12 protein-coding genes are annotated in these 19,801 nt (G+C 51.1%); 6 read left to right on the forward strand and 6 right to left on the reverse strand.

The window, feature by feature from the left end; genetic code table 11:
* The first annotated feature begins 4 nt into the window (after positions 1–4).
* The 5 genes from CWC22_RS02395 to CWC22_RS02415 all read left to right on the forward strand — a co-directional run bounded on the left by CWC22_RS02395 (position 5) and on the right by CWC22_RS02415 (position 9,020).
* Positions 5–973, forward strand: coding sequence for an ABC transporter permease (locus CWC22_RS02395; RefSeq protein ID WP_138536721.1), 969 nt, complete (start codon positions 5–7; stop codon positions 971–973).
* Positions 966–1,739 carry an ATP-binding cassette domain-containing protein gene (locus CWC22_RS02400; RefSeq protein ID WP_010383357.1) on the forward strand — a complete coding sequence of 258 codons (774 nt, stop codon included), beginning with the start codon at positions 966–968 and terminating at the stop codon, positions 1,737–1,739. Before CWC22_RS02395 ends, CWC22_RS02400 begins: the two co-directional genes overlap by 8 nt.
* Positions 1,740–1,936: 197 nt before the next feature.
* Positions 1,937–3,535 carry a glycoside hydrolase family 3 protein gene (locus CWC22_RS02405; RefSeq protein ID WP_138536723.1) on the forward strand — a complete coding sequence of 533 codons (1,599 nt, stop codon included), beginning with the start codon at positions 1,937–1,939 and terminating at the stop codon, positions 3,533–3,535.
* Positions 3,536–3,701: 166 nt separating this feature from the next.
* Positions 3,702–6,305 carry a TonB-dependent receptor gene (locus CWC22_RS02410; RefSeq protein ID WP_138536725.1) on the forward strand — a complete coding sequence of 868 codons (2,604 nt, stop codon included), beginning with the start codon at positions 3,702–3,704 and terminating at the stop codon, positions 6,303–6,305.
* Positions 6,306–6,845: 540 nt separating this feature from the next.
* Complete coding sequence (locus CWC22_RS02415; RefSeq protein WP_138536727.1) at positions 6,846–9,020, forward strand: carbohydrate-binding protein; 2,175 nt, start codon at positions 6,846–6,848, stop codon at positions 9,018–9,020.
* A gap of 87 nt (positions 9,021–9,107) precedes the next feature.
* Here the strand turns inward: CWC22_RS02415 and CWC22_RS02420 are convergent, their stop codons facing one another.
* Positions 9,108–10,016, reverse strand: coding sequence for an immunity 49 family protein (locus CWC22_RS02420; protein ID WP_138536729.1), 909 nt, complete (start codon positions 10,014–10,016; stop codon positions 9,108–9,110).
* A gap of 107 nt (positions 10,017–10,123) precedes the next feature.
* Positions 10,124–11,092: a class 1 fructose-bisphosphatase gene (locus tag CWC22_RS02425; protein ID WP_125558429.1), complete on the reverse strand. Its 969-nt coding sequence runs from the start codon at positions 11,090–11,092 to the stop codon at positions 10,124–10,126.
* Between the two features lie 159 nt (positions 11,093–11,251).
* Between CWC22_RS02425 and CWC22_RS02430 the strand changes: the two genes are divergently transcribed.
* On the forward strand, positions 11,252–13,678 hold the full coding sequence (locus tag CWC22_RS02430) for a zinc-dependent metalloprotease (protein WP_138536731.1): 2,427 nt from the start codon (positions 11,252–11,254) through the stop codon (positions 13,676–13,678).
* Positions 13,679–13,736: 58 nt separating this feature from the next.
* Here the strand turns inward: CWC22_RS02430 and CWC22_RS02435 are convergent, their stop codons facing one another.
* From CWC22_RS02435 to CWC22_RS02450, 4 genes are all read right to left on the reverse strand, one after another.
* Positions 13,737–14,714, reverse strand: a complete 978-nt coding sequence (locus CWC22_RS02435; RefSeq protein WP_138536733.1) for a heme-binding protein — start codon at positions 14,712–14,714, stop codon at positions 13,737–13,739.
* Between the two features lie 169 nt (positions 14,715–14,883).
* The gene (locus CWC22_RS02440; RefSeq protein ID WP_138536735.1) at positions 14,884–16,857 is read right to left on the reverse strand and encodes an alkaline phosphatase family protein; all 1,974 of its coding nucleotides are present in this window, start codon (positions 16,855–16,857) and stop codon (positions 14,884–14,886) included.
* 1 nt (position 16,858) lies between these two features.
* Positions 16,859–17,947 carry a ferritin-like domain-containing protein gene (locus CWC22_RS02445; RefSeq protein ID WP_138536737.1) on the reverse strand — a complete coding sequence of 363 codons (1,089 nt, stop codon included), beginning with the start codon at positions 17,945–17,947 and terminating at the stop codon, positions 16,859–16,861.
* Between the two features lie 13 nt (positions 17,948–17,960).
* Complete coding sequence (locus tag CWC22_RS02450) at positions 17,961–19,796, reverse strand: GMC family oxidoreductase (RefSeq protein WP_138536739.1); 1,836 nt, start codon at positions 19,794–19,796, stop codon at positions 17,961–17,963.
* Positions 19,797–19,801: the final 5 nt, after the last annotated feature.

The raw sequence follows: 19,801 nt of genomic DNA on the forward strand, positions 1-19,801 counted from the left end.
TACCATGAGCGTTAATCAACTACCTATGCAGCAACTCAAGTTGCTGGCTGTGAAACGAGAGTTTTTTATCTACTATATATTCCTTGCGGTGATGCTGATTTTTGCAGTCGCACTGCATGATACAGGCTTTTTTAGCCTGACCAACTTTATGAACATCGTGCGTCAAACTGCGCCTATTACGGTGATGGCCGTGGGGCTGACCTTTGCGCTGGCAGTAGGTCATATTGACTTATCAATAGGCTCTGTGGTGGCGCTATCTGCCCTGGTTGGTGCCTTGTTGTTACAACATGTGGGCATTCCTCTGGCCGTGCTGGGGGCACTCAGTGTCGGTTTGATCGTCGGCCTGATCAACGGTTTGCTGATTGAGCGTTTGCAGGTGTCATCTTTGTTGATCACCCTGGGCACTATGGGCGTGATCACCGGTTTGTCGCGCCAGCTCACGAACCTGGAGTCTGTGCCAATCATAGATCAAACTTTTACCGCCTTTTTTGGTGCGGGTGAACTGTTTGGTATTCCTTCCTTATTTATCTGGACTCTGGTAATTGCGGCACTGGGTTATGTAGCCCTGACTAAGCTCGCCTTTGGTAAGCACTTACTAGCAGTGGGAGGAAGCCCTAAAGCGGCTCTGGCCATGGGGATTAAAGTGACTCAGGTGCGTATTTATGCCCTGGTTATTTCCTCTATGGCGGCAGCGCTGGCCGGACTCTTGTATGCGGGACGTCTGCATGGCGCGCGTTATACCCTGGGTGAGGCAGATCTGCTGACCGTTATTGCAGCAGTTGCGATTGGTGGCACCAGCTTGTTTGGTGGCCGCGCGTGTATTATCGGCGCCATTCTGGGGTCCTGGTTAATGGGCATGATCAACAACGGTCTGATCTTGTCTGGTTTTTCCACAAACGAACAAATGATAGCGCGCGGTGCCATCTTGATTGTGGCTGTGGCAATTGGTGTCAAGGAGTTGAAAAATGGTTAGAAGTGCATTGGATCAAATCGCCCTCGAAGTGAGGGACGTACATAAGCGTTTTGGTGGTGTACATGCGCTTAAAGGCGTGAGCTTTACCATCAACAAAGGCGAAGTTGTGGGATTGCTCGGCGACAATGGTGCTGGTAAATCAACTCTGGTGCGCTGTATCTCTGGGATCCATCCACCCGATGAAGGGGCCATTCTGGTCAATGGTCAGCCGGTACATATTGACTCTCCTTTGGCATCACGTGAAGCGGGAATAGAGACGGTGTTTCAGGATCTGGCCATGGTGCCGGAGTTCGATATCACAGAAAACCTGTTTCTTAACCGAGAGATCCGCCATAAGAATCCAATCTTACGCCGACTTGGTTGGCTGGATAAAAAAGCCATGGAGAAGCGTGCGAAGAAAGCCCTGAACCGACTGAACAGTCGTATCCCCAGTTATCAGGAACAGATCCATCGTCTGTCTGGTGGTCAGCGTCAGGCTGTTGCCATTGCTCGTGCGGTGAACTGGGGAGCTGATATTGTGATCATGGATGAGCCGACGGCAGCGCTGGGAGTTGAGCAGAGTGCGCAGGTCAATGAACTGATCAATGTGATCAGCTCTCAGGGGGTTGCTGTGCTGCTGATCAGTCACAACATGCAGCATGTGGTTGAAACCTGTGATCGTGCGGTGGTGTTGTATCAGGGGCAATCGGTGGCAGATGTGTCGGTCAGCGATGTGACCAAAGAAGATCTGGTCGGACTGATCACGGGCGCTAAGTCCGCAGCCTAACATACTATCTGTCCGGGTTCATGCCTGGCCAACGAGCTAAAGGTGGGTGTGTATTGCTCCGCCTCCTGCTCTGGCCTGGCATATAAACGGATCAGTTTCACCCGCGAGGTGCCAGACAGGCGCTTCCTTATCTGAACGAATAATAAATCGGCGCCGTGGCGCTGAGGGCTTTGTTTTGCCAAAAAATCGAGGGCAGTATGGATATTGAAAAGAAAGTAGCACAGCTTATCGACACACTTTCTATCGAAGAAAAAGTCGGACAGCTGTTTGTTCTGGCATTTGCCGGAGAAGACCGTGACTACGCAAAGACGCTGGTCAAGGAGCGGCATATCGGCGGCTTTTACATTACGGATGATAATGCTGCTAACCCGACTAGCGCGGCGCAGTTAGCTCATGAGTTACAGCATGAAGCAGCGTTGAGAGCCTGTGATGCCCCTTTATTGTTGGCTGTTGATCAGGAAGGTTCCTGGGGGATCCTGACTCAGTATACCGATCTGGGCCCGGGTAACCTGGGCCTGGGTAAGGCGGACAACACGGCACTGACTGCAGATATGTATCAGGTGTTTGCCGAGCAGATGCAGCAAGTTGGCTACAATACTCTGCTATCACCCTGCGCTGATGTGAATGCTAATCCGGATAACCCGATCATTGGACTGCGCGCCTTTGGCGAGCAGACCCATCACGTTGCTCGCCATGTTGCTGCTGCGGTTCGTGGTGTGCAGCGCAGCGGCAGTCTGAGTTGTGCCAAACATTTTCCGGGTCACGGAGACACCCACAATGACTCGCACCAGACACTACCTGTAGTAGACAAGTCTTTGCAGCAATTGATGCGTGAAGATCTGCTGCCTTTTAAGGCGGCGATTGAGTCTGGTGTTCCGCTGATCATGACCAGTCATATCAGCTACCCGCAAATAGATGCCGACTATCCGGCGACCTTATCGTCCACAATTTTGCAGGGGGTCTTGCGCCAGCAGTTGGGGTTTAACGGCATTATTATCACCGACAGTATGAATATGTGGTCCATGCGCAAAAACTATGCGCCAGAAGAAGCAGCTATCCTGGCATTGCAAGCAGGCGCCAACCTGGTAATGCTCAGTGAAGAGCACTACGAAAACAGCACCACCCCTTACAAAGCGATTCAGGCACAAACCATTGATGGCGTTATCGCTGCGGTTAAGCAGGGTAGCTTAAGTGAATCGGTTATTGATGCTCGCTTGCAACAGGTTCTGGCATTTAAGTACCAGCATTTTGCAACCTCATCACAAACATCGGCCAGTGTACTGGAAAGTGCGAATGAACTGGCGCGAGAGGCGGCAAATTCGGCCATTCGAGTATTACGCAATGACGACCAGCTATGGCCACTCGAAGGGCGCGCCTTTACGTTGGCGTTTGCTGCTGATCCCAAAGGGTACGACAACATTGTCAACAGCCGGGGGATAGGTCCTAACGACCCGAATTCGGCCCGGGATGTGATTCTGGAGACACTGGCAGAGCGTGGGCGGGAATATCGACTCTGGCAGCATGATCAGTTTATGGCGGCGCTACAGGCCCCTACTGAACCTCTGGCTGAACCCTTAGTGCTGATCACTGAAGATTACCCCTTGCCAGGAGAAAGCTTTGACGTGGCAGCCCAACAGCAACGTGTCCAACAGGCGCTACAAAAATGGCCTGACAGGGTCATTGTGGTTGCCATGCGTTCTGATTACGAAATATCGCAATATGCTGATCTATCAACTTATGTTTGTGCTTACTCGAGCAGGGCCGTGAGTGCCCGAGCCATCGCAGAGCAACTTTAAAAAGATCAGTAAAACGGAATAATAAGTGCTTGACAATTAGTCAAAATGATTTAATAAATACTTAGTATATCAATTTTACTAATAAAAAATGACAGTTTGATAATAACACAAGCCAGTCGACTCACTGGGAATGAACGGCTTGGGATAAGGCAAAGGGGAGAAGAGCATGAAAAATCAGGGCTCAAAGGTAAAAACCAAGTATCTGAATAACTATCTGAAATCCAGTTACGTGGCAGTATGTGTGGCAACAGCGTTGTCGGGTATGTCGTTTGGTGCTGCGGCAGAGGAACAGGATGGTGCGAATCAGGCAATCGAAACCATTGAAGTCAGAGGGATCAGACGGAGCCTGACTGAGGCGCTAAATACCAAGCGCTTTGCAAACTCTGTTGTTGACTCGATTTCGGCTGAAGACATAGGTAAATTCCCCGACAAGAATATCGGTGATGCGATGCAGCGTATTCCAGGGGTGACCGTAGTCAGAACCTTTGGTGAGGTAAGTGGTGTGACTGTGCGTGGTACTGCGCCTGAGCACAGCATGGTGTTGCTGAACGGTCAGAACGTTGCCAGTGTTGGTTGGTTTGATTTGGGTGGTGTGAACCGTAGCTTTAACTTTGAAATGCTTGCCTCAGAGCAAATCTCCGGTATGGATGTCTACAAGTCGGTTGAATCGGATATTAACGAAGGCGCGATGGGTGGTACGGTTAACCTCAAGACTCGCAAGCCCCTTGATATGGATTCAGGTACTGTGTTTGCATCTGTAGAAAATGCCTATCATGGTAATGCCAAAGAGTGGTCGCCAGCCTACTCTGGTTTGGCAAGTTGGAAAAACGAGCAGGAGAACTTTGGTATTCTTGTTGCCTATTCAAATGAAGAGTCGAAAGTATATCGTGAGACGTTATCCACATTCGGACCACCTGGTGCAACGGAGCTGGAAGACAGTAATGGCGTGCTCAGAAAAACGTCTTGTTGTGCGGCATCTATTCTGTTCGATGAGGACAGAGAGCGCAGCAGCAGCCAGATCAGTGTTCAGTATGCGCCGAGCGATGCGCTGACACTAGGCTTGGATTACAATTTGTTTGAACTGGAAAACGACCACATTAACTCGGCTTTGTTCACCATCATGGGCTACGGTACCTTGCAGGGAGATTCGGTCAGAGTGAATGAGCAAGGGATTGTTACTGCTGCAACGGTCACAGCCTCAGGCCCGGGTCGCGCACCACTTTTCAACAACACGGTATTGCGTACTCCGGATATGCAAACGGATGTCATTAACTTTACTGCAAATTATCAAGCTGAAGCCTGGTCCGCCGACTTTGTTATTGGTCAGTCAACTGCTGAAGGCCGTATTGGCCAGACAAGTACGTGGTGGGGCGATATCAGTGAGCGTGCCAATTCCGGTTTTTCTTACGATGTTAGCGGCCCGCTGGAGCTTATTCCGGTTAACCCAGACTATATGAGTAGTCATGATAATTTTGAACTGTTCCATGAATATACCTATATCAATTATCAACGCGATAATGAAATAGATTACATTCAGGCCGATTTTACCTTTGAGCTGGATTCACCTGTGATGACCTCAATCCAGGCTGGCATTAAGTTCCAGGAACAAGTGTTTTCATACCAGGAAAATAACCAGGATCTGAATGTTGACGCCATCCGTGAAGGAGGTGAGCGACTGACACTTGGCGACTTTAACGGTGGTTTTGTGTCGGGCCTGCATAGTGCCGAAGGGCGTGCGGGTAGCTTGTCAGGTTTTCCAATCGGTACTCGCGGGTTGTGGGATTATGCGCGTAGCAATGCACCGGGCACTGTCACAGTGAAAGATGCCTTCTCTATTGAAGAGGACATTGCCGCTGCGTACGTCAAAGCCAACTTCTCAGGAGAAGGCTTCCGAGGTAACTTAGGCTTGCGTATAGTCGAAACCGATATTCTCTCCAAAGGTGAAATTAATGGGGTGAAGGGAGAAGTCGATAAAAGTTATACGAATTATCTTCCCAGCCTGAACCTGGCGATCGATCTGAGCGAAGATATGATCTTCCGATTTGCGGCGGGATCAACGGTATCACGACCAGACTATGACGACATGAAAGTCGCGGACATTATTTCAGAGAGCTTTAAAACAGCAAACGTCGGTAGCCCGGACCTGGACCCGTATAAGTCAGACCAATATGACATGGGTGTTGAATGGTACTTTAATCCGTCTTCCGTGCTAGGTGCGACCTTGTTTGTGAAGAACATCAGTGACTATATTGAGCAAACGACCGCTGCTGAATTCTACCCTGGATGTGGTGAAGGGTGTCTGGTGACGCGCTCGCGTAATGTAGGTACAGCCGATGTACGTGGTATTGAATTACAGTATCAGCATGCGTTTGAAAGCGGCTTTGGTATACAGGCAAACTACACCTACACCGATAGCAGCCGCACTGACTCAACGGGTAAGGAAATGCCCATCGAAGAAGTATCACAAAACTCCTACAACTTGTCGGGTTACTACGAAAATGACCTGTTTAGTGTGCGCCTGGCTTACAACTACCGTGATGACTGGGTACGCCAGTATAACGGCAGCAGCCTGGATAGCCTGAACGATGCATACGACCAGGTTGATGCTTCTGTGGTGTGGCATGTCACGGACAACGTTGATGTGTCATTTGAAGCGATTAACCTGCTCAATGAGGCGCTGGTGCTAAGACAGCCAACAGCAGGCAATATCGTCCACGCTGTTGATGAGTTTGGTACGCGTTACTTTGTGGGTGCCAGCGTTCGTTTCTAATACTGACCTTCCGCATGGCTCCCATACTGTGCGGCCTCAGAATAAGGGAAGTGCCCGCTTCCTTTAGGCCAGTTCGGTTTTAACTGGTCAATCTGCACATCACCTGGCAAGGAAGGTTGCCCAGGTGTGCGGATAAGGGGACATACACTCAATACCCAGGCCCTGTTTGCCGGGAAGGTGCGATGTGCCCACACTTCTACTCGGTTAAGGCGAGTTTGCCCGGCTTGCCTTATTTCACCTGTTATTGTCTGATCCTACGCATGAAACTTTATTGCAATAAATTTTGTAAAAACAATTGACTTATTATTTTGTGAACGCTAGCTTGTATATTAGTTGAGCAAATAGAAATGCCTGTTTTGCAGATTCAGCAAGATAGGTTAGCTCACTGCTTCAGCGATATAAACCCGGTGTGGATAATTAATGCGGGTTTATTGGTAGGCGGCTTAGGGTTGGGTCGCGGATGTTCATTAAAATTGTTGCTCTGATCGGGTTGATATTGCTGGATTTGTTTCGATTAAAAAAATAATGAGGAAACACCTAATGAAATTGAAAATGACAGGATGTGCAGTAGCCGTAATCTTAAGTTGTTCTGCGTCAGCGGGAACAGGCGTACAGGACTTTTTGGATAGCTTAAGAAACTTCGAATCGGGAATTAACCCTGCTCTGGCAGATTTTTACCTTGAGAACCTGAATAACCCGGTTTACAAGTATGCCAAAGTGTCAGCGCCAGGTCGTATGGTACGTGACTGCTCAACAGGCAGCATGATCCCGGAAGATACCACCATTAATCAATTCTTCACTAAGCTGGGCATTGACGGCATCTATAACTCACAAACTCCGTATAGTGCTGAGATGTTCAAAACCATGCAGTATAACTCTATGAATGCCTGGGGTTTCGTGGGTTATCAGCTGGGTGAAGCGGTACTGATCGATGCCGGTTACTATAGCCCGAAAGTGGTGACAGTGGATGGTAAAGAATACGACAGTTTCTATGTGTTTGTGGAAGACAGCACCTGGATTGGCTGTAAAACAGAAGCCCTGGTTGAGATCGTCGGCTCGGGCGGTAACCAAATCCAGGCAACAGATGTAAACCGCTGGGAAGGGACCTTTGTTGGTAAGAATGGCGTCAATTCGTTTGCTGACCTGTTGATCCCGGATAATCAGGAATTGGTTATGCGTGATGCCATGCGTTTCAATTATGGCGTGATGACGCAGTTGCTGACCGATGCCAACATGACCTGGGAGCAGGCACTGGCGAAGAGCTGGCCTGGCACAGACGACAATGGTAACGCCATCACAGTACAAGCAACCATGTCTGGCCTGCTGGCTGCGGCACACTTACGTGGTGCCTGGGGTACAGCACGCCTGTTGACCAAGGATGAGATCACTTGTGATGAACTGGGTACCTGTATCACCAAATATGTACACAAGTTTGGTGGCTACAATACCATCTTCGACACGCCAGCGGATGACGTTATCGAAGGTTCTAAATACGATGAAAAGCTCTCCGCTGGTTGGGGTAACGACTTAGTACTGCCTGGCGGTGGTGCAGATACCATTGAACTGCATGAGCAAAGCGGCTCAGTGACCACAGTACGTGACTTCACTGTTGGCGAAGATCGCATCATCTTGCGTGACTGGCAGGCTGCTGCACCACTGAGTAACCTGTCTGTGTCAGATGTACCAGCAGGTGTTGAATTAGCGTTCGCTGGTCAGCGTGTGGTGCTCGAAGGCGTGTCGGCTGCGGCTGTGAACGTCAATACCGAAGCGGTGATCGCCCAGTCGGATATCTATGAAATTGCGTGGTCAGGTAAGCAAACCGTAACAGGCTTTAACCCTCAGCTGGATAAGATCCGTGGTACCGCTGGGATTGGCTTTAAGCACCTGAAAGCATACGAAACAGACACTGCTTTGGTCGTCGGTGTACAGGCTAAAGATGGTGGTATTTACAGCTCGGTTGAGCTGGTCGGTCTGACAGTAGCTGATCTGACGCCTGAGATGTTTGATAACGTCACCGGTGGTTATGACCGCCTGGGCTTCATCGTGCCGCTGAACAGCCAGAACTGGGGCTGGAATATGGCGCTGACAGTGAACAGCTTTGACCCGGCAAAAACCGTGATCAGCATGCCACTGTTCAACTATACCTTCTCTATGTTGGTGCTGACGCAGGAAGGTGCTGATACGGTGATCACGCTGGATGAGACCGCATCAAAAGGTGATCAGAAGCGTCTGGTACTGAAAAACACCGATGTGAACAGCCTCAGCGCTGCAAACTTCGATTATGTATCGGGTAACTTTGTCGATGCAGTGATTGACGTACCGGTATTCTACGATATCACGGCGACGGTTGTAGGCACGGGTGGTAGCATTTCACCAGCGCCGGATGCAAGCGGTGTGATCAGCGCTAAAGGCAACACCGACTTTACCCTGACCTTTGTACCAGACAGCGGCTATCGTGTTGCTACATTGAAAGTCGATGGCGTGAGCGTGACAGCGCAGTCAAGCTACACTTTCCCGGCACTGTCTGCTGCACACAGCGTACAGGTGACCTTTGAACCTGGCAATTCTTGCCCTGCCCCCTGGAATGAAACTCAGGTATACACCGGCGGTGATCAGGTGACATTTGGCGGTAAAACCTATGAAGCGAAGTGGTGGACTCAGGGTAACAACCCGGCCTCACTGGGCCCATGGAAAGAAATTGCACCTTGTCAGTAACGACACGCTAGCATGGTTTGATTAAGCACACGCCATGGTACGCGCAAGCGGCCATGGCTTTTTTGTTTTGTGTGGCAAGGTACCCGCTTACAGCGAATCTGGCTGAGGTGGGGGTGCCATTTCGTGGAGATCCTCGGTGATCAGCCATTGCGGCAGATAAGGGTGATCCGGGATCAGATAGCCTTTATTACGATAGGCTAGGCGAGCTGGCCCGAGTAGTGCTAGGGCAAAGTCCGGGAACAGGTCGTCATCTTGGTCTGCTTTTTTTGCGCTTGCTGCAAACTTATCTAGAGCGTCATTCATTTTTTGCAGATAGGTTTGTTCGTCCTCATGGCAGAAAACACTGAGCAAGCAGTCGATCTTAGGCAATGAGTGGTTGTGTGCATAGAATGCATCTTTGTCCGCTCCTCCTGAAACATCAACTTGCATATAGGCCTGGATGGTTTGCACCAGATCCCGGGACTGCGGTTTTAAAATGGCTTTAACAATGTGAAACTCAGCCAGTTGTAAGGGCTGTATAAACCGGGCATTGGCATCGTAGTCCATTGCCTGCTTGTCAAATTTATCCAGCCAGGCTAGTGCCTCACCTTCGTTGTAAGCCAGTGCAAGCATAATGGTATCGTACCAGTCAGACGGGTGAATACCATGACTGAGCCTTTCTCCCGGGCGATTGATTGTTACGTCCTCAATACGCAGTTCATGGCTCTGTTGCGGGAATAAATGACGCTTAAAGTGCACTAGTCGGTAATTGTAAGCTTGACGTAAAAACCAGCGTGCTTCGTTGTGGTGACGCTGGGCATGCAGGGCAAAGTTAAATCCACTCTCCCAGTCTTTAGCTTGAGAATACTCCCAGCTATCGCCAGTCATGGACTCCAGGTGTGTCTTATGCGCGATAAAAGCATTTTTGGCGAAATATGCACTTCTAACGTAGGAACGATAACGTTCAATATAAAAGTCCAGCTCTTTGGCACTGCCATAATGGTGTACTTGTGTCATTGAGTCTCCAGGCTGCAAGAGCAGGTGATGATGAAATAAAAGGGGAGAAACAAAAACGCCATGGCGAGCTCACCATGGCGTGTAAAGTATGTAGCTAGATAAGGGTCTTATTTATGATACCCAATACACGCTTCGACTTCGTTTTTCGAGCCTAAGATCACGGCTACGCGCTGGTGGATATGCTCCGGGTCGATATCCAGAATGCGTTGCTCACCGGTATGGGCCAGACCGCCGGCTTGCTCTACCAGCATGGCCATCGGATTGGCTTCGTACATCAGGCGCAGTTTGTACGGTTTTTCCGGGTTTTTAGTGTCTGCCGGGTAAGTAAACAGGCCGCCGCGACATAGCACGCGGTGTACATCACCTACCATGGCAGCAATCCAGCGCATGTTGAAGTTTTTACCGCGCGGGCCTGTGTCGCCTGCCAGCAGGTCGTTGATGTAGTTTTGCATGGCCGGTTGCCAGTGACGCTGGTTTGACGCGTTGATGGCAAACTCCTGAGTGTCGGCCGGTACTTTGGCAAACTCTTCGGTCAGCAGGAAGCTGCCGTGGGTTTTATCTAGCGTGAAGATACGCGTGCCTTTACCTGTGGTCAGGGCCAGCGTGGTGCACGGGCCATACAGGACGTAGCCTGCGGCTATTTGCTTGTGGCCCGGCTGCATAAAGATAGCCGGATCAGCCGGATCGGCATCTTCCGGGGCTTCCATGATAGAGAAGATGGTGCCTACCAGAGAATTGATATCAGTATTAGATGAACCATCCAGCGGGTCGAATGCGACAATAAATTTGGCATCCGGGCTGCCCGCTACCGTGCCTTCTTCTTCTTCTGAGGCAATGGCTTTTACATAGCCAGACTCCAGCAGAATGTCTTTGAGTAGCTGGTTAGACAGTACGTCGAGTTTCTTCTGAGTTTCGCCCTGAATGTTTTCATCCAGTGTTGAGCCCAGCACGCCTGACAGCGCGCCCTGACCTACGCGGAAAGAGATTTCTTTACAGGCAGCCAGAATGGTTCGGATCAGAGAAACCAGTTCACGGGAACAGCCGTCTTCAATTAACACCGGTGGAAGTCTACGCATAAATTTTAGTCCTGATAACGGTTATGTTGCAGCCCTGATAGAGTGAGAGAGCAGGCCACAAACAGCGCTGAATTTTGTCCTAAATAACTGTATTTTGTATACGATTTAATATACAAATGAGGTACCAGTCATCTAACCTAACACAACAAAGATAAGAAAATGCGAAAAACACGCTTTGCACCTCACATGCTCTCGGCTTTGCTGCTGGCTATGATACCCCAAGCGCACGCTGCAATTAAGTCTATTGATGAATTTACTGACAAACTCAACCATTTCCCCGGGTTTTATGCGTTCTATAGCGACCCTGCCAGTGGCAAAATTTACCTGGATGTGGATAAACTCTCGCAGCCGTTCTTACTTCAGCATAGCCTGCCGTATGGCGTCGGATCCAACGACATAGGGTTAGACCGCGGCCAGCTGGGTAGTACTTACCTGGTGCAATTCGAGCGCTTTGGTGACAAGGTGATGTTGCGCGCACTGAATACCTATTTTCGTGCCAGTGCCGATAATTCGGCGGAGCAGCAAAGCGTCAAAGAGGCGTTTGCCTCCAGCATTTTAAATGGCTTTAAAGTGGTCGCCGAAGATGATGACAGTGTCTTGATCGATTACACCCCTTATCTGTTGTCGGATGTCCACGGTGTGTCCCGGACGCTGGCGGCGCGCAAGCAGGGCAGTTACAGCCTGGATGCCAGCCGCAGCGCCACTTATATGCCACGTTCCAAAGCCTTTATGAAAAACACCGAGCTGGAAGCGGTCCTGACCTTTAAGGGCAGCAAGCCTGGTGAGTATGTGAAGCAGGCGACGGCCAACCCTTATGCGGTGACGATCCATCAGCACCACTCGCTGATTGAGCTGCCGGATGAAAATTATCAGCCCCGCGCATTCCATCCGCAGTCAGGTTACTGGAGTATTGAGCACAAGGACTACTCGGCACCGCTGAGCGAGTCTATGTATGTGCGTTATATTCCGCGCCATCGCTTAAATAAAAAGGACCCGACTGCAAAAGTCTCTGAGCCGGTCGAGCCGATTGTGTATTACCTTGACCCGGGTGTGCCCGAGCCGGTGAAGACTGCATTACTGGATGGTGCACGCTGGTGGGATCAGGCTTTTGAAGCGGCGGGTTACAAAAATGCCTTTCAGGTCAAAGTGCTGCCGGAAAATGCTGATCCCATGGACATTCGTTACAACGTGATCCAGTGGGTTCACCGCGCGACCCGTGGCTGGTCATATGGGGCATCGGTGATAGATCCGCGTACCGGCGAGATCATTAAAGGCCATGTCACCCTGGGCTCATTGCGCGTGCGTCAGGACATCTTGATTGCCGAAGCGTTAGCTGCGCCATTTGTAAAAGGTGATGAAGTGACCGCGCATCTGCACGCCATGGCGCTGGACCGTATTCGCCAGCTCAGTGCCCACGAAATTGGCCACACGCTGGGGATTGCTCATAACTTTTCGGCGTCTGTGAAAGACCGTGCCTCCGTGATGGATTATCCGCATCCGCTGGTGGGCATGAACGATCAGGGTGAGCTGGATATCAGCAAAGGCTACGCATCAGGCATGGGGGAGTGGGATACCCAGGTGATCAAGTATGGCTACAGCGACTTTACCGCGGTGGATGAATCCCAGGGGCTGGCTGCTATTTTGGCAGAGAACAAGAGCAAAGGGCTGGAGTTTATCTCGGATGCCGATGCCCGTCCTAAAGGCGGTGCACATCCGACTGCCCACCTGTGGGATAACGGCGGTGACCCGGCAGCTGAATTAACGCGAGTGCTGGATATTCGTCGTAAAGCGCTGGCCCGTTTTGGCCTGAATAACATCAAAACCGGTGAGGCCTTATCTCAGCTGGAAGAAAAGCTGGTGCCGTTGTACTTGTTCCACCGTTATCAGGTGGAATCGGCAGTGAAACTGATCGGTGGCGTAGACTACGACTATGAAGTGCGTGGCGCGCAGACTGCCAAAGGCGCACAAGTGGTAGGTAAGGCACAGCAGCAGGCAGCACTCTCGGCTCTGCTGGATACCTTATCTCCTGAGCAACTGATGATCCCGGAATCAGTGCTGGCGTTGATCCCGCCTAAAGCCTATGGCGAGTATAAAACCCGTGAAAGCATCAAAGGGCGTACCGGTCTGACACTGGATGCGATGGCGTTGCCAGAAGTGGCGGCTCAGCATACCCTGAGTTTATTGCTGAACCCGCAGCGGCTAAATCGATTGGCGCAACAGGGGGCTCGTAATCATGCCAACCTGAATAGCGATGATCTGCTGAACACGGTTTATCAGCATGTTTTTCAGCCGAAAGCGGAGTCGGGCATGGCAACAAAACTGGCGCAGCGTGTGCAGTTTTTAACAGCCTATCGTCTGGCAGAGCTGGGTAGCAGCGATAAGCTGGCACCGGAAGTCCAGGCCCAGTTGCGTTACTACCTGAGTCAGCTGGTAGAGCAATACAGTGACGACTCTTTGTTTGGTGGCAGCAGCAAGGCCGATGCATTCGACACCTATCTGGCAGACTTAGTGGCGCAGTATCTGGAAAGTGGTCAATGGCCGCAAGGCTTTAAAGCCTTGCCGATGCCGCCAGGCTCGCCTATCTAAATCTTGCAAAAGAGAAAACCGGACTGACATCAGTCCGGTTTTTTTATGCCCGCTGTACTTAGGCCTTTTTGACTAAGGTATTGGTAGTGATGTGCGGGAAGGTGACGGTTTGCCCCTGAATAGGGATCTCCATGGTAATATTTTGCGAGTACTGAAGCTGAGTGAAATTATCACTGCCATCGAGTGACTCGAGCCAGTAGCTGATGGCATAACGGCTGACGTTGGCATGCTGTTGCTCAAAGCCAATATTAGTTACGGGGATGCCCGAGTGGGCGGTATCCACTTCCAGTAAAATGAATTTCTTCGGTGGAGATACTTCCAGTGCATTATTCAGTGGCTGATTGGGGTTCAGGGTAAAGTCTGGGTTCAGGTTACCAACACTTTTGGTGCTGTACTGATCGGTGCTGACATCATGGGGCAGACCCATAGGGAGCACGTCACTTTTGCTCAGCATCGGAATGGTGGGCACACCTGTACCTGACTGGAAATGCCCGCTGGCCAGAATTGAGTTACCATGTGGTACCGACATTTGCTTGATAAAGTCATAGTTTTGCGTCGGTGGCACACTGTTAGGCACAGTTTCAGTTCCGATCCCCGGCTTTTCTCCGTTGCCATAAGGCCCCAGCAATTGTTTTCGATCGGTCAGGAACAGCAGTGAGCCATTTTCGGCATGCACCAGCTGATCTTTTGCCGGGCCATCGGCAAAGTAAACGCGCTGCTCGTAAAACAGGGTGTTGGCAACTTGCGTGCCTAAGCCACCGCGGTTGGGCGCTGTGCCGTGAATGGCTGAAAAAGTTAATTCTTCATAGTAAGCAAAGTTTTTCAGGATATAGCTGGCTTCCTGAGGCAGAGGCATCAGGCAGTAAGAAAACGGTTTGTCCGTTCCCCCCATACCAGAGTTACCCAGAGGTTGATTGGTCCAGGTGCCGACCAGGTGTTGTAGCGGGCCCAGCTCTGTTGTCGGCGCTGGCGGGTTTTCCTGTGCCGGGTCGATCAGCAAAGGTCTTGAAAGATCAGGGGGCGTTACGTCAGTCATGATGGTTTCCTCATTAATTGCTACTGGCATCCCATGGGTTATTCCAAAGTGCCGTAGGCTTGATCCCTACAGTGACTGCTCGAAGGCGGCGGGATCCCTGGCTGCCTTCGTCTGTACTTAATGGTTCATCTTAAATTGATCGTCATTGTCCGTTGCCTCTGCATGCGCTTTATGTGGCGCGACAATCTGTCGATAAGTAAGCGGCTACATGGGCCCGCAGCTGCTGGTCATGGCTACTCAGATAGAAGCACCAAAGCTGGTCCTGATAGCGCGTAGCGCACAGCGGGGTGCCTGGATCCCGATGGGCATTGTTGAGCATCTGTTGCTCACTCCAGCCTGCTTCGGCCATGGTGCCATAGCCGTTGCTGGTGGTATCGGCTTTGGCTGGATCGTAGGAGACAGCCTGCTGACTGGTGAGTACACCTGGAATAGAAAAGCAGGCGCTCAGTAGCTGCTGGCTGTTGGGGGCATTGTGAAACAAGTGGATCACGCCATCGAGCGTCGCTGCGGCCAGGCTGCCTTCACTTTGATAACTGTGTTCCTGTGGCTCTGGCTCATCGGGCGTCAGTTTGCTGGGGGCCTGGGAGAAATGACCAATGCCAAACCCATTGGTCGACCACTGATGACTCACTGCATTGTCTTGTGGTCCGGCATAGGTGCTGTTACTCACATCGGTGACATTAAATTCTGCACTGTTATAGCTCAGACAGGCCTGCGCCTGACTATTGCCTTCGCGATATATCAGCAGGGTATTGCTGCCCAATGAGGCTAAAGTGAATGGGCCTGTGGGTTTGCACACCAGTGGTTGCGGCTTAGGTTGCCACGTTTGCTGGGTATAACGCTGTGCTAGCATGCAACTCTGCTGATCGCGATACACCAGTAACAGATCGTGGCTATCTGGCAACACCTGTAATGCCAGGGCTGATATGCTTTCATTGCTGGGAGCAGGTAAGGTTTGCCAGCCCTGATTGGTCGTTAGGGTGTGCAGGGTAATACGTAAGTCCAAATCACGGTATCCCAGCACCAGTATATTGTCCTGCGCACTGAGCTGAAGTTGATCTTTGCAATTTGCCTGAAGTCGCAATGCTGATGACCAATTATGGCCGTCAAAACTGGTGCAGTACAACTGACCGGGCTGATCATGCCGTGTATAGAAGAGGTAAAGTAGCTCACCCAGGCTGGCGGCTTGCAAATCGCAGATCTGTTCCAGGTGCGGCACGGACTGAGCTCGTTGCCAGTGCAGCGATTCATCCCACAAAAAGCGGAAATAGTTAGCATGGCGGTCGTTCTTGCCCAGCGTACCGAGCGAAAAGTTCTCTTCAATGGTCCGCAACAAAGAGTAATGGTTGTACCCTTCGTGTTGCTTTGAGGGTGTCAGGGTATCGCCCAGTAACACCGTATAAATCTGATTCGGCCCGTCGTAGTAATATTTGTACTTTTGGCTGGTGTCATAATCCGACTCAAAATCGGCCTCGTCGTAGGTGACGACCACCAGGGTGTTATCGGGGAGCTTGCTATCCGGACCGGGGAAATTAATCGAGGCAAAAAACGACTTCAGCCAGTCTGCTTGCTGATCCACCAGCACGGGCGCGCGTTCGCCTTTGAGGTCATTGTCTTTGGTGCCAAGCAAATAATGCCCATCGTGCCACATGTTGGGTGTAAACCAGGCAAACTCGGGCAGGTTATCGTTGAGTAAATCCTGGTAGAACTGTGCCTCATTGCCAATTTTCTGCCAGCGCGCTTCGCTGTCGAGAATGCGGGAAAATGATGAAAAGGGGTCGTGCTTGAGTACATACGGATAGCTGTTTACGGGCGTGAAGTTGTTCGCTTTCCAGGGCGTCCACCCTGCCACATAGCTTTCCATGTAGGCACGCCAGTCAAGGTTTTGCGCTGAATCTTCTATCAGGTCCACCAGGGTGCGTTGCGGCAACCTGGGTGGCACCTCATCGTCGGTCACATTGCACAGCTCACCCGCGAGTGAGGCGATATAATTGGTTTGCGACGGGTGCATCACGCCAAAACTGTTGGTCAGCTCAATGCCCTGGGCGGCGAGGTTGCGCATGTAAGGGTTATTCATCACATAACCGCGATACTGGTTTTCAAACATGATCACGATAATGTGATCGAAGCGTCTTGTGGTCATATCAGCATGCTCCAGGGCGTTTATCTATGGGGATGTAGCGCCAGGTGGGGGCTGCGTGGTGACCGCTGCCATCAGGCAGTGGCACGCGCATCATATTCTGGGCTTTCTCTTTGAGTCCAAACATGGTGCCTACCGCAGCAACCAAGATGTCAGGCTGGCCATTGAAGGCAAGGTGAAGTTGATCCAGTAGCAGGCTTAGGGTCAGGTTAAATTCTGTATCCAGCCGGGCAATGGCCCCGAAGGCATGATAGTTTTCTGGCTGAGGGTTTTTCAAAACCGGATAAACTTGCCGATAATCAATGGGAATCGCGGGGCCTGTTGGTCCCGAATCGGGCGTATCTCCTTGCACATAGCGATAACCCAGCAGTAATTCATTAAAGCGATAATAATGAGACAGCTCTCTGGGTTGCATGAAGAGCTGATGGTCGCCGCTGTCTATGCCAGTGGTTTCACCGAGCGGGAAAGGCTGGGTTGGGTTCCAGTGTTTTTCTGGTACGCCTTCACCCTGGGCAACGATGGCATTGAGTGCAAAATTGGCTGAATCCAGATCAGTGATCGGTGTGATCTCTCCGCCGCCACCATAGTAATACTTATGCGCGATTTGCTTGTCATGACAATCTGCGGGGAACAGCGCGGGACCATAGCGGTTATGCAGAGTTTCTAAGCCTTTTTCAATGCCGACATAAAACTCGCCTATGGTGATATCATCGGCTTTTGCCAGATCGGCAGGCATTTCAATTTTGAGGAAGTTTCGCAGTGCTGCTGGACTGAATGGTTGCAGATCTGCTTCAAACCAGGTTTCCCCGTCAGGCAGTTTAGTTGGAAAGGTGGGCAGAAACTCTGGGTTGTTAATTGCCGGACTGCCTCCGGTGGCGATCAACAGATTTGCGGCATTGGTCAGGTGAAACATCTCCTCCATCACGACTGAGCGGATCACGGTATAGGCACACTGATTGGTGCCTTCCCTTATGGAGTATAAGGCGCTGAGGTAGACCGGTAGTGTAGAGAACTCCAGTTCAATGGCCAGTTGCAGGTCATGATGCAGCTGTTCGAGCGTTTCTATTGGGCGTTTTTGTAGTTTGTGATACATGGCTGGTCCCTCCTCAATACTGGTCGAGTGCGTTTAACACGTTGTCAGCAGCCCAGAAGGTCAATGCTGCCATGGTCAAAGTTGGATTACTGGTCGCAATGGTGGGCATATTGCCGCAGCCAACCAGGTAGAGGTTGGGGTGATCCCAGCTGCGCTGGTCGCGATTAACCACAGAGTCTTTCGGGTCCTTACCCATCAGGTGTGTCCCGACCAGGTGTCCGGCACCGTTGTAGACATAGCCTTTGCCCTGATATTGCACATAGCCCGGATCGCTGGTTTTGTATTGGGTGAAGGGTTCAACACCGAGCCGCTGGAAAATGGCATCCGACACTTCTTTGGCCTGTGCCATACCGGCGCGGGTGTAGTCTGTCACTTTGTAATGGATAACGGGCCGATAGTTGCCCAGCTGATCCCGGTATTGATCGTCTATGGTGACGCGGTTATCAGGATCCGGTAACTGCTCGACCAAAAAACCAAAGCGGAACATGCGCGGGTATTCCTCTGCGATTTTGTGCCGCAGCGCCGGGCCAAACAACCCGTGTTTGTCGATCAGATCAGGTACTGTGGCAATGGGGGCGCCTTCCGGCCAGCTCCAGCCCCAGTTGCCTATCTCAATGCGAAATGCAGCTTGATCGGCACGAAATGCGCCACCGCGCAGCGACGGGATCCCGGAGGTCGAACCAGGTCCCCGGAATGCGCCAATTTTGCACGGCATCAGACCCCAGGTCAGCATAGTTGGATGGTCCATCAGATTGCGACCAACCTGATCACTGGAGTTCGCAACATTGGAAGCCAACAGGAGTTTGGCATTTTCGACGGCATGGGCAGCGAGGACCACGATTTTGCCTGTCACGGCTTTATCTTCGAAAGCTGCAGAATCTGAAGAGTGGTAGCGCTTGTAGTGCACTTTGGAGATGTTCTGGGTGTTGTCATCTACGGCCAGGTGATAGGCCACGGCCTGTGTTTCTATGGTCACATTGCCGGTCTGTTTGGCCTGTTCCAGTGTTTTTAAGGCAGAATATTTAGCCTGAATAGGGCAAATGGGCACACAGTTTGAGTTACCTGCGCAGCGCTGGCCAAGGTCAGGGTTACCGACAGCTCCCACCGGGCGATAATCCCCGCGTGGCATGCCGTTGCGCCCTTGTGGTGTGGCAACCACATCAATGGGGTAGGTTTGATTATCAATGTTAACTTGCATACCCTGAAGCCCTTTGGCGAGGTACTGATCAAGAAAACTTTGTGGTATTTGCTCCATCGGGTAATTGTAATTTTCTTCAAATGGCAGCTGCACACTGGGATTGTCAATTTGATGATAGTTTTGCACGTCGGCATTTGCCGAGACCCCAATATGCTGCTCTGCTATTTCGTACCAGGGTTGTAATTCCTGATAGCTGATTGGCCAATCCCGGCCCCGACCGAACCGGCTTTGTAGTTCAAAGTCTTCGGGCAGCATACGCAAACAGGTGCCCAGCCAGTGTAAAGTCGTGCCGCCTTCGCTGCGGGTGTAGGTGCTGGCAAAGGGATCCGGGCCATACTGGACAAAATACCCATGGTCGCTAACGGGTTTATCGAGCGGTGGTTTCTGAATATCTGTCACTAAGGGTTGAGGGGCATTGGGGTTATTAGGATAGGGCGCATTTGGGATTTTGGCCATGGCTGTGAAAAAGCGCTCCATGTAGGATTCATAGCCCTGCTCTTTACCCTGATCGAAGAAACGCCCGTCAGTGCCTGTACCGGCTTCTAAGATCAAGACTTGTTTGCCTTGTTCACCCAGTTGTTTAGCCATAATGGCACCTGCAATACCGGCACCGACGATGACGACGTCGTAGTCGTTATGATGATGTGTCATGTTTG

The organism is Pseudoalteromonas rubra (assembly GCF_005886805.2).
GTDB classification, from domain to species: Bacteria; Pseudomonadota; Gammaproteobacteria; order Enterobacterales; family Alteromonadaceae; genus Pseudoalteromonas; species Pseudoalteromonas rubra_D.